General features: G+C 41.0%; 7 protein-coding genes. 6 read left to right on the top strand and 1 reads right to left on the bottom strand.

Annotated features, from left to right (window positions below):
• Positions 1-22 precede the first annotated feature (22 nt).
• Together G399_RS0117835 and G399_RS0117830 are read left to right on the top strand one after the other, a co-directional pair.
• Complete coding sequence (locus tag G399_RS0117835) at positions 23-3430, top strand: S41 family peptidase (RefSeq protein WP_006011538.1); 3408 nt, start codon at positions 23-25, stop codon at positions 3428-3430.
• Positions 3427-4560, top strand: coding sequence for an SMP-30/gluconolactonase/LRE family protein (locus G399_RS0117830; RefSeq protein WP_006011537.1), 1134 nt, complete (start codon positions 3427-3429; stop codon positions 4558-4560). Before G399_RS0117835 ends, G399_RS0117830 begins: the two co-directional genes overlap by 4 nt.
• A gap of 26 nt (positions 4561-4586) precedes the next feature.
• Here the strand turns inward: G399_RS0117830 and G399_RS0117825 are convergent, their stop codons facing one another.
• On the bottom strand, positions 4587-5066 hold the full coding sequence (locus G399_RS0117825) for a YehS family protein (RefSeq protein WP_006011536.1): 480 nt from the start codon (positions 5064-5066) through the stop codon (positions 4587-4589).
• A 212-nt stretch (positions 5067-5278) separates the two neighbouring features.
• Here G399_RS0117825 and G399_RS0117820 point away from each other — a divergent pair, with 212 nt between their 5' ends.
• From G399_RS0117820 to G399_RS0117805, 4 genes are all read left to right on the top strand, one after another.
• Positions 5279-6865 (top strand): ABC-F family ATPase, encoded by a 1587-nt coding sequence (locus G399_RS0117820; protein ID WP_026843856.1) that lies wholly within the window; start codon positions 5279-5281, stop codon positions 6863-6865.
• Between the two features lie 295 nt (positions 6866-7160).
• Positions 7161-8039 (top strand): ABC transporter ATP-binding protein, encoded by an 879-nt coding sequence (locus G399_RS0117815; RefSeq protein ID WP_006011532.1) that lies wholly within the window; start codon positions 7161-7163, stop codon positions 8037-8039.
• A 9-nt stretch (positions 8040-8048) separates the two neighbouring features.
• On the top strand, positions 8049-11606 hold the full coding sequence (locus G399_RS0117810; protein ID WP_006011530.1) for an ABC transporter permease/M1 family aminopeptidase: 3558 nt from the start codon (positions 8049-8051) through the stop codon (positions 11604-11606).
• Between the two features lie 29 nt (positions 11607-11635).
• Complete coding sequence (locus tag G399_RS0117805) at positions 11636-12148, top strand: DUF2177 family protein (protein ID WP_006011528.1); 513 nt, start codon at positions 11636-11638, stop codon at positions 12146-12148.
• The last annotated feature ends 225 nt before the right edge of the window (positions 12149-12373 follow it).

Below are 12373 nucleotides of genomic sequence, written 5' to 3'. Positions count from 1 at the left end.
ATAAATAAATGCAAGGTAAGTCATGATACCAATATGTCGATATTCACTTTCGAAGCTAGCTCTTTTTTCAATCGGACTTAGTATTTTATCAAGTCAAGCAATTGCATCAATAGACGTATCTAATGCGGGTTATTTTAGAACCCCTAGTATTCACGATAATACAATTGTATTTGCTGCTGAAGGCGACTTATGGAGAGTCAATCATCAAAGTGGATTGGTAAAAAATGAAGCGGTGAGACTAACCACGCATTCTGCTGAAGAAATAACGCCCTTCATTTCACCAAGTGGTCAACAGGTGGCTTTTTCTGCAAATTATGAAGGTACTATTGAGGTGTATTTAACCTCTGTAACAGGCGGTGCACCAAAACGTATTACGTTTGAAAATAGCCGAGCAATGGTTAAAGGGTGGACCCAAAGCGGAGACATTGTATATGCAACATCGACAACGATTACGGGCCCCGCGAACAGTTGGGTGCTTAAAACAGTCGATCCTAAGACCTTAGTTGTTAATAATATTCAAGTCTCAGATGCGGTAGAAGGCGTTATTGATGATAAAACCAATACGCTTTATTTTGTGCAGCATGGCCTGCAAATATCAACGGATAATGCTAACCAATATAAAGGTGGAGCAACGGGTGAGCTGTGGCAGTATAACTTGGATAATGTAGAGGAAGCGACAAAATTAACCGAGGCGCACACTGGGTCGGTAAAAAATCCGATGCTATTTAATCAACACCTCTACTTCATTAGCAACCAAAGCGGTATCGACAATTTATGGCGTATGTCATTAAATGGCGAAAACGCTGAACCCGTCACCAAATATATTGAATGGGGAGTTCGCAGTGCCTCTATGCACAATGGCACAATTGCCTATCAACTTGGTGCAGATATTATTATCTTAGATCTAGTGCAAAATAGCAGTGAAAAAGTAAGTATTGCACTCACGTCAGATTTTCCGCATTTGCGTGAACGCTGGATTGAAAAGCCACTCGAGCGCCTATCGCACGTCTCATTATCGCCAAAAGGCAATAAAGTCGTTGTAACCGCCAGGGGCAGAATTGCCGTCGCCGGGACAGACACTAAAAGACTGGTAGAAATCAATACAAAGCCGACGTCTCGCAGCAGAAATGCAATCCTCAATATCGATAATAAATCGGTTTTTACATTCAATGACGACAGTGGTGAAAGTGAAGTTTGGCAGTTTTGGTTAGATGGTCAAACACCGCCAAAAAAATTGACTAATGATGGCAAGACATCACGCTTAAATATGTGGTTGTCGCCCGATGGCTCAAAACTCGCGCATGATACAAAACAGGGGGAGTTGTTCCTGTTAGATATTGCATCGGGTGAAAATACCCTATTATTGAATAACATTGCTTCTGGCGTTAGCAGTTTTAACTGGTTCAAAGATAACGATACCATTGCGCTTGCTTACGTTAAGGCGGGTAACGAGCGTACGTCAGTGATACTGCATTCATTATCACAAGAAAAGTCAGAAACGCTAACCAGTCAGAAGTATGAATCATACTCACCTACATTTAGTGCCGACGGTAAGTGGTTGTATTTTTTATCAGACCGAAACTTTAATGCAAACCCGAACAGTCCATGGGGTGATAGAAATATGGGGCCTGCGTTTGATCGTAAGGCAGAAATCTATGCTATTGCATTAAACGCAGCCTCAAAGTTTCCATTTGCACAACCTCAGGAACGCATCGGATTATTATCTAAAACTGACGATGAAGACGTTGATAAAATTGAAGAAAATGAGGATGATGCGTTCCCAAGTGACGAGCAAGATGAAAGCGATAAGTTACAAGACCAAATGTCATCTAAGAAAAACGCTGACGCAGATCAAAAAACATCAATCGAGATTACGTGGCAAGGTATTCAGAAACGGCTTTGGAAAGTACCGGTAAGTGCGGGTAATTATTCACAGCTGTCCGCGAATTCTCGTTTCTTATACGTTATTGACCAAGTGAATGAACCTAATTCAAGACCTGATTTAAAGTCAATTGGGATTAAATATGACCCCTCTTTAAAAACCTATACATCAGCAATTAGTGCTTACGAACTGTCTAAAGACGGTGAATCAATCCTCATACAGAAAGGTCGTCGCGCTGCTACTTCAATGTATGTAGTGTCTGCGGGCTCGATCTTCCCTAGTAATGCGCGAGACAATATGGTGCAGACTCAAGGCTGGAAAATCAGAATTGAGCCTCGTAATGAATGGCGTCAAATATTTAAAGATGCTTGGCTTATGCACAGAGATTCGTTGTTCGAAACGGATATGCGTGGTGTCGATTGGTTGGCTACTAAAGCGAAGTATGAACCTTTATTAAAAAGATTGACAGACAGGCGCGAGCTAAACGATATTTTTAAGCAAATGATGGGTGAATTGAATGCCTTGCACTCGCAAGTAAGAGGTGGTGACATTATCGACAATGATGAGACCGCTTCCTCGTCTTCGTTAGGTGCTGCATTTCTCGACTCTGTCGATGGCGTCTTGGTTTCGCATATTTACCTGCACGATCCTGAATTACCAGATGAAGCCTCGCCCTTGGCCAGTCCCGGCGTCAATGCGATGAACGGCGACATTGTGAAAGCAATCAACAATACGGCCATCACAACCGTTGCTGATTTAGTTAAACAACTGAAGTTTCAGTCAGGCAAGCAGGTTTTATTAACTTTGGAACGTAATGGTGAACAAATTAATACCATTGTTAAACCTGAATCGAGTGGAAATGAAGGGCGCTATAGATACCGCAATTGGGTCTATTCGAATGCAAGTAAAGTTGCTGAGCAAGACCAAGATATCGGTTATTTGCATCTGTATGCAATGACAGGAAGCGATCTGTCCACCTTCGCAAAGGAATTTTACGCTCAATATAAAAAACAGGGTTTGATTATTGATGTACGCCGCAATAGAGGAGGTAATATCGATAGTATTATTATTGAAAAACTATTAAGACGCGCATGGTCATTTTGGCAAAGCACCAATGGCCAACGTTCGACCAATATGCAGCAAGCCTTTAGAGGCCATTTGGTGGTGTTAGCGGATGAGTTCACTTATTCAGATGGTGAAACATTTACTGCCGGAATTAAAGCCTTAGATTTAGGCACTGTAATTGGAAAACAAACCGCAGGTGCTGGTGTTTGGCTCAGTGGCGGTAACTCGGTTGTTGATGGCGGTATGGCAAGGGTAGCTGAATTCCCAGTATTTGCGATGGACGGGCGCTGGATCACAGAAGGGCGTGGTATTTCGCCAGACATTGAAGTCAACAATATGCCACACGCTACATATAAAGGCATTGATGCGCAGTTAAATAAAGGCATTGCTTATTTACAAGAAAAAATTAAAGAACAACCTATTCCTGAATACAAAGCGAAACCATTTCCTCCAATAGATGCGACAGCGGACGACATTAAATGAAAAAAACCTTGTTAGCTATATTTCTCGTTTTAGGCTCAGTAATACTGATTATGTGGCTAATCTCACCCGTTAGGCCGGTGGCGTGGTCACCCGATCCGGATAACGGCTTAACTGGTGTCTATACGCCAAACGATGGACTCTTCGAGCGAGATAGTGTTGGCATACAACAGCAGTTCTTGGTCGATGTCGGCAAAGGCCCTGAAGATATTGTTATTGGTGAAGATGGCTATTTGTATACGGGCTATGATGATGGCCGAATTGTAAGGGCGCTGGTGGCGGACTTACTAGCAGCATATAGCAACTCGAGCATAACTTCTAACGCGCAAAATTCACTCTCTGGTGGTATCGCTTTTGAGGAGTTTGCTAATACACAAGGGCGACCTTTAGGTTTGCGCTTTGATGCTGCAGGCAACTTAATTGTTGCCGATGCAGTCAAGGGTATTTTATCCATTGATAAACAGCGTAATATACGTGTTTTAGTAGATGAATATGAGGGTAAAAAACTACTTTTTGTTGACCATCTCGACATTGCTAACGACGGGACTATTTGGTTTAGTGATGCATCGACTAGGTTCGATATGCTTAATTTTGTTTATGATTTTTTGGAAGCAAGCTCAACAGGCAGATTACTGAGCTACAATCCTACAACGGGCGAAACACGCTTAAGAATGGACAATCTGTTTTTTGCCAATGGCGTTGCCGTTGGCCCCAATGATGAATTTGTGCTAATAAATGAAACGGGTAAAGCCAAAATTCATCGTTTATGGTTGCAAGGGGATAAAGCCGGCAGCCGTGATATTTTCATTGAGCAACTTCCAGCAATGCCGGACAATTTATACTTTAAAGATGGTATCTTTTGGGTTTCACTCGTTACCTTGCGCGACCCTTTGGTTGAAGGCTTAGCGCAAAACCCGTTTCTACGCAGGCTTATCGGCGGTGTACCCAAGAGCCTATTAAAAGCCAGTTCTCATTATGGCTTTGTGATTGGTGTTACACCTGAAGGCGACGTCATCCAAAACCTGCAATCTGCAAAAGGTTATCAAAGCATCACTACGGCAATAGAATTTCAAGGTCATTTGTTTTTAGGTTCTCTAGACAACAGCAGTATAGCGGTTATCAAAATAGACTGACACCTTTGTAGATTAAGCTTGGCGTCTTATTTTTTGGCGTCGGGACGGTATTTTTTAACCATGCCTTGTAGAAAGTTTCTTAGAAGCTGATCGCCACAAGCCTTGTAGCTGCGGTGATCAGGTTTGCGAAACAGCGCCGATAGCTCACCTTTACTAAATCGAAAGTTGGCGTATTTAAGGACTTCAATCATATCGTCATCACGATAAGACATCGCAATTCTAATTTTACGTAGTATTTCGTTGTTACTTAAACGCTCTTCGCCTTTTAGCAATTGAGGCTCAATCCCTTCTTGCTTGCCGCGTCTTTTAATAATCAAGCCGTCTAAAAACAGAGAAATGATTTTGTCACGACAAAGAATAAAGCCAGGTTCCTCTTCTTTTTTCATTATTCGCTGTAAGTATTCGGTTTCCATGTCGTAATTGGCCAACTTAAATAGGTCGATAGCAGAACCATCGTTAAGTTTCAGGGCGAAACGTAAGCGGCGTAGAACGTCATTGTGGATCATAATTTACTTGTCACGGAATAAAAAAGGCGAGTATATACTAAGGGTTAGCAACTTTATACCGCTTATCAATTGCAAGCGGCCCAAATGAAAGCCATTCATGCGCTATTCTTGGTTTAATAAACAGCAATAATCATGTATAGTGCGCGCGATTTTCAACAATCGTGCGCAACGCTTTTTGCCACGTTAATAATTTTTTATATTCGGACGTTTCTTTGATTACTACAGCAAATATTACCATGCAGTTTGGCGCGAAGCCACTTTTTGAAAACATATCAGCTAAATTCGGTAACGGCAATCGTTACGGACTAATCGGTGCAAATGGCTGTGGTAAATCTACCTTCATGAAAATTATGACAGGCGAGCTGCAACCGACTTCAGGCAACATATCTATCACCCCAGGTGAAAGATTAGGAACCTTAAGTCAAGACCAATATGCCTTTGAGAAGTTCTCAGTGGTTGACGCAGTTATCATGGGTGATGCTAATCTTTGGGAAGTGAAACAAGAAAGAGACCGAATTTACTCTCTACCAGAAATGTCTGAAGATGACGGTATGAAGGTAGCAGACTTAGAGTCAGAATTTGCTGAAATGGATGGTTATACTGCCGAAGCAAGAGCAATTGAACTGTTAGTCGAAGCTGGTATTCATCAAAAGTACCACTTTGGCCTAATGTCTGAAGTTGCGCCAGGTTTGAAGTTAAGAGTACTTATCGCCCAAGCGTTATTTTCAAACCCAGATATTTTACTTTTAGACGAACCAACTAACAACTTGGATATTTACACCATTAAGTGGTTAGAAGACGTTTTGAACCAACGTAAATGTACCATGGTTATCGTGTCCCACGATCGCCACTTCTTAAACTCAGTTTGCACACACATGGCCGATATCGACTTTGGTGAATTGCGCATTTACCCAGGAAACTATGAGTCGTATATGGCAGCAGCTGCATTAGCGCAAGAACAAATACATCGTGAAAATGATAAAAAATCTATTGAAATTGAGGAGCTTCAAGGGTTCGTTGCACGTTTCTCTGCAAATGCCTCAAAAGCCAAGCAGGCTTCATCTCGCGCCAAAAAATTAGAAAAAATAGAATTAACTGAAGTTATTTCCTCAAGCCGTCAAACACCGTTTATTAATTACAAACAGCATAGAAAACTGCATCGTTTAGCACTTGAACTAACTAATATAACGCATGGTTTTGATGGCGAAACGTTATTTAAAAGTAATGAAATTCTCCTAGAAGCGGGTTCAAAATTAGCCGTCATCGGTGAAAATGGAGCGGGTAAAACGACGTTTTTGCGTTGTTTAATGGAAGAATTAAAAGTCAATGGCGGCATTGTGAAATGGTCGGAAAATGCGACTATCGGTTACTGCCCGCAAGACACCACTGAGGACTTTTCGGCTGACATTACTTTGTTTGATTGGATGTCTAAATGGCGAACGCCAAAACATGATGACTTGGCCGTAAGAGCAATATTAGGTCGCTTACTATTTACTTCTGATGACGTTAACAAAAAAGTGAATGTATGTTCAGGTGGTGAAAAAAACAGACTCATGTTTGGTAAGTTGATGATGTTAGATATTAATGTGCTTATTATGGATGAACCTACTAACCACATGGACATGGAAGCGATTGAAGCACTCAATAAAGCGTTGAAAAACTTCGACGGTACACTCATTTTTGTTAGCCACGACAGAGAGTTTGTTTCAACATTGGCAACCAGCATCATTGAAGTTAAAGACGAAAAACTTAACTACTTCAAAGGGACTTACGATGAGTATACGAGTCTTTCTCGCTAGTTCCGACTAGCTCCCCACAGACTATTTATGTTGTATTTAAAAACGGTCATTTCGACATCGAAATGACCGTTTTTATTGTTGGTAACATTTAGATACTAATTAAACCGCTAATTTATCCATCAGTTGTTCAATTTTCATTCTGACGCTGTTAGTTTAGATAAGTTGAAAACAGTCATGTTACGGATTAGCTTGTGGTTATTTGTCTGATTTTGCCATAAAAGCGATCATAAAGTGATGTGTCAAGTGCTCTATAAAGTGCGCTATAAAATAATAATAAACGGTTGAAGAGGACGCTATGTTAAGTATCTCCGGTATTACAAAAACCTACGACAATGGGGTGAACGCATTAAATGATGTGAACATTACTATTCCTAATGGTCTGTTTGGTTTGTTAGGCCCCAATGGTGCAGGTAAGTCGTCGTTAATGAGAACCATAGCAACACTGCAACCGGCTGATGCAGGCACTATTACCTTTGATGGTATTGATGTGTTGTTGCAACCTAATGAGCTGCGTCAACGTTTAGGTTATTTGCCTCAGGATTTTGGCGTTTATCCGCGTATTAGTGCTTATGATTTACTTGATCATCTGGCTATTTTAAAAGGTATTGCGAATAAGGCCGAACGCCAAGAGGCAGTTAACGGTTTGCTAGCTCATGTTAATCTTTTTCAACATCGTAGAAATGCAGTGAGTGGTTTTTCAGGCGGAATGCGGCAACGCTTTGGGATTGCTCAAGCCTTGCTGGGAAATCCGGACCTGCTTATTGTGGATGAGCCAACTGCGGGGCTAGATCCAGAAGAGCGCAATCGTTTTCATAACTTATTGGTGACACTGGGGGAGGACAAAGTCATTATCTTGTCCACCCATATAGTGGATGACGTATCTGAATTGTGTGCTGATATGGCGGTATTAGGTGCCGGCGAAATACTATTGCAAGGGAATCCGATTGAAGTAACCAATAACCTCGAAGGAAAAATTTGGCGAAAAATTGTCAGCATGGATGAAGCAAAAGAAATTGAAGCAAATATGGCATTAATATCTAAACGCTTGTTTGCCGGCAGAACTGTCGTTCATGTCATGGCCGACATACCACCTGAAGGCTTTGAGTCTGCGCCAACAAATTTAGAAGATGTTTACTTTTCTACCTTACATCAACAACGCACTAACGCGATCTAAGGGACTATCATGTTTTTAAAGATGCTCGCGTTTGAATGGCGTTATTACATCAAACAACCTTCTTTTATTGTCACCTGTTTGGTGTTTTTCTTACTGCCTTTTTTAATCATGACTATCGAAGAAGTTACTGCTGGGGCCGGCGGTAATACTAATTTAAATAGCCCTTATGTAATTGCCAATACAATGCTCACCTTTGGCCTCTTTGCCATGTTTGTGGTGGTCAATTTCGTTGCCAATACAGCCAGTCGAAATGACACCTCCATGATGTCAGAAATTATTTGTACAAAACCGATCCCGCCAATGTCTTATCAACTTGGGCGCTTTTTTGGTGCGTTTCTTGTGTGCGTGAGCGTGTCTTCGATGGTGCCACTTGCCCTGCTTATCGGTTCTCTAATGCCATGGTTGGATCAAGAGAGGTTGGGAGAATTCAACTTAGTGTCTTACCTTGCTCCTTTTTTTATTTATTCAGTCACCAGTATTTTTGTTCTATCCACTTTGTTTTACGCTGTAGCATTACGTTTTCGAAGTATTATGGCGGTGTATCTTACTGCGTTAGGATTGTTGATCATTTACGTTGTATCATCGGCAATTTTCGATGAACCAAATCAACGTCAGATCCTCGCAATTATAGATCCGTTCGGCATCAATACGTTCAGCGAAGTGACGAGTTATTGGACCCCATTTGATAAAAACACAATGACGGTGCAGTTGACCGCAGAAGTGATTACTAATAGAGCGCTTTGGATTACGCTTGGTGTCGCTAGCTTGTTGGGCTTTGGCAAAATATTTTCGCCGTTAACAATGAAGTCGACTAAAGAGAAGAAGAATAAAGATAACACGTTTGTTGAAACACCAACTACAACGCTAAGCAAAGTAAAATATCAACCAGGCTCAGGTATTCAGCAATTTGTGACAAGAACTAAATTTGAAATAAAACAAATCTTATTTAGTCCTGCATTTCCTATTCTTATGTTGTTTTGTGCTTTCAATTTAATTGCTCAGTTTCTTGACCCAATAGGTCTTTACGGAGCGTCCAATTGGCCTTTGACGCAAACGATGGTGCAGCTTATTCAGAATGCCTTTGGATTGGTCAATATTATTGTCATTACTTATTACAGTGCTGAAGTTGTTTGGCGTGAACGTACAGTTGGTATGGGCGATATTACTGATAGTATGCCAGTGGCTAACATAACCTTTTGGCTTTCTAAGTTTATTGCGGTTTGCTTAGTGATTATTAGCATATTTTTGATCGGCATACTGGCGTCAATCTTTAATCAACTAATTTTAGGTTATAGCAACCTAGATATAATTCAATATGTTGTATCCTTATTTTACTACGCGGCAAGTAGTTTGATTCTGCTAATCGTACTTTCGTTTTTGTTACAAACAATGAGCCCGAGTAAGTACATAGGCATGTTGTTATTTGTTGGCTATTTCTTTGTTTCCATCGTGTTCAGTCAAATAGGCATTGAACATAATATGTTCCAATACAGCCTAGCACCCATTTTACAATATTCCGACATGAATGGTTATGGTTGGACGTTAACAACCCAAAATTGGTACTTATTATATTGGTCGTCACTCGCGGTGGTATTTAGTATAGTGAGTTTCAGCTTATGGCACCGCGGTCCGCATAGCGGATTGCGGGCTAGATTTAAGATGCTGCCCTATCAAATTGGTAGAGGTGGCTTTACTGCTATCTCTGTTTGTTTGCTCTTATTTCTTGGCTCTGGTTCAATTATTCATTACAACACAAAAGTACTGAATAAATTTACTACTCAAAATGAAGCACTCGACGATAGAGAGCTTTATGAAAAAGAATTCGCTAAATTTGAAGACGATCCCACGCCGATTATTATTTCAGTAGATGCTGAAATCGCTATTTTCCCAAGTGCACGCAGAGTCGAAACCATCACCAAAATCATAGTCGAAAATAGAACCAATAAATCCATCGAAAAATTTTTAGTCAACCACCCAAATTTCAGTCCTGTTTCAGAGGTGCAAATTGAAGGCGGTAGTCTGGGTAAAAGAGAGATGGTTGACGTTGCTTGGTTTACTTTTGATAAACCGATGCAACCGGGTGAAAAGCGCAACGGAACTATTAAAGTTGTGCGAGAGCATAAGGGATTTAAAGACAGGGGCGAGGATACAGAAGTGGTTAGCAATGGTACTTTTATTTCTAACTTCAGCTTATACCCTTCATTTGGGGTAAATCAAGGCTTTTATATTGGCGATCAACACGAACGCAGAAAACGTGAATTGGGGCCTCCTCGAAGAGCTTATCTGCTTGAAGATTCGACTCGTTACAATGAAAGTTTCTTCGGGCCACAAACAACGCTAATAGACTTTAAAGCCACCTTGTCGACCAGTGCCGACCAATTTGCGATCGTACCAGGGTACTTGAAGAAGGAATGGGAGCAAGACGGGCGTCGTTATTTCGAATATGCAATGGACAGCCCTATGGTGAATTTCTTTAATATAATGTCAGCCAAGCTTGAGGTTAAGACAGAAATGCATAACGGTGTTGAAATTGCCGTTTATTATCACCGCGAACATTTTTGGAATGTTCAGCGTATGATTGATTCAAGCAAAGATTCGCTCGACTATTTCACTCAAGCATTTGGTCCCTATCAACATAAGCAACTGCGTATCATTGAGTATCCGGGCTATCGAAGCTTTGCACAAAGTTTTGCCAATACAGTGCCTTATTCGGAAAATATCGGTTTTATTACGGACCTGCGTGACAAGAAAGAAATCGATCCTGTCTACTATATAACCGCCCATGAGGTTGCGCACCAATGGTTTGGTCATCAACTGAATGGAGCAAATGTGCAAGGTAGTGCCGTGCTATCTGAATCACTTTCACAATATGCCGCTTTAATGGTCATGGAGAAGCAATATGGGGAAGAAAAAATACGTAAATTCTTAACTTTCGAGCTAGACAGTTATTTACGTGGGAGAGCCAACGAAAATCTAGAGGAAATGCCTCTGCTGCGGGCAGAAAATCAGCAGTATATTCACTATCGCAAAGGCTCGATTGTTATGATGGCTTTGCGTGACAGAATAGGCGAGCAGAATATGAATAAAGCCTTAAAAGCACTTATTGCCGAGTATAAGTTTAGTGATACGGTGCATCCTACCACGCTTGATTTAGTTGCCGCGCTAAAGTCTGTTGCTTTGCAAGAGGACCATGCATTTATCGATACTCAGTTCAATCAAATCAGTATTTATGACTTGAAGATAGTCGATACAGTCGTAAATAAACAAAAAGACGATGAATTCAGTGTAACCTTAACGGTGTCGGCAACACAATTTGAAGCAGATGGTAAAGGTGAAGAAACAGAACAGCCATTTGATGAGTTTGTTGACATTATTTTATTCAGTCAAGATCCTAATGATTTTAGCAGTGAAAATAAGATGGTTTATCGTCAAAAACACCGTTTAACGTCAGGTGAAAATACCAATACCATTACCATTAAGACTAAATCGTCATTTTCTTATGTCGGCATAGACCCCTTTGTTCGCTTTATTGACAGGGATAGCGGTGATAACGTAAGAAAGCTATAATATCCGACTTTATAAGAAGGATTAACGGGATGTTAAAAGCGATACTTATCTCACTGGTATCCATTATCCTATGTTTTGGCTTAATGGACGCTATTTGGTTGGGGCTGATTGCAGATGAAATTTATCAGCAAGAAATGCAAGGTATGTTAAGGGTGGCGTATCCAGTTTGGCCATGGCTTAGCTTTTACCTCATTTACGCTTTGAGCATCACTATTTTGGCCGTACAGCCAAGTTTTAATCACTTAGTAATGGCAACACCTGAAGGTTCGAAAGTTATACCTAAATTCATACCTAAATTCATACCTAAATTCATACCTAAATTCATACCTAAAGTCGCACCTAAGGTCGTACCTGTTGTTGCCTTTAGAGGCTTTGTACTCGGTTTGGCGGCCTATGGTACATACAACCTAACGAATTATGCGATACTAGCCAATTGGTCGTTAAAAATATCATTGATCGATTGGGCTTGGGGATGTTTTATTACTACCTGCAGCGCAACTGCAGCAGCAGTAGCTGTGTCAACTTTCGCTAAGCAAAAATAACCGGTATAAATAATCGCTACTTGGCAAGGCTATCAATGACAAGCAACGCAAACGCTACCGGTATGACTATGCATACAGGTAGAGACCGCCGGACTATCTATTATTCTGCATATGACAGCTTTATATATTACCGGAATTGAGCGGAAAGCCTCGTCGTTCAGGGCGGGGATGGATAGCTCGGATGGCGAAGCCGTCCATTTGTTTTAGTGTGGCGTTTGCTGTTGC

This window comes from Brumicola pallidula DSM 14239 = ACAM 615, from assembly GCF_000428905.1.
In the GTDB taxonomy this organism is placed as follows: domain Bacteria; phylum Pseudomonadota; class Gammaproteobacteria; order Enterobacterales; family Alteromonadaceae; genus Glaciecola; species Glaciecola pallidula.
This window is presented reverse-complemented; position numbering and strand designations above follow the sequence as displayed.

Coding starts and splice junctions, on each gene's coding strand:
- G399_RS0117825 (WP_006011536.1), bottom strand. CDS start 5,066: ATGATCCACAATGACGTTCTACGCCGCTTACGTTTCGCCCTGAAACTT.
- G399_RS0117805 (WP_006011528.1), top strand. CDS start 11,636: ATGTTAAAAGCGATACTTATCTCACTGGTATCCATTATCCTATGTTTT.
- G399_RS0117835 (WP_006011538.1), top strand. CDS start 23: ATGATACCAATATGTCGATATTCACTTTCGAAGCTAGCTCTTTTTTCA.
- G399_RS0117830 (WP_006011537.1), top strand. CDS start 3,427: ATGAAAAAAACCTTGTTAGCTATATTTCTCGTTTTAGGCTCAGTAATA.
- G399_RS0117815 (WP_006011532.1), top strand. CDS start 7,161: ATGTTAAGTATCTCCGGTATTACAAAAACCTACGACAATGGGGTGAAC.
- G399_RS0117810 (WP_006011530.1), top strand. CDS start 8,049: ATGTTTTTAAAGATGCTCGCGTTTGAATGGCGTTATTACATCAAACAA.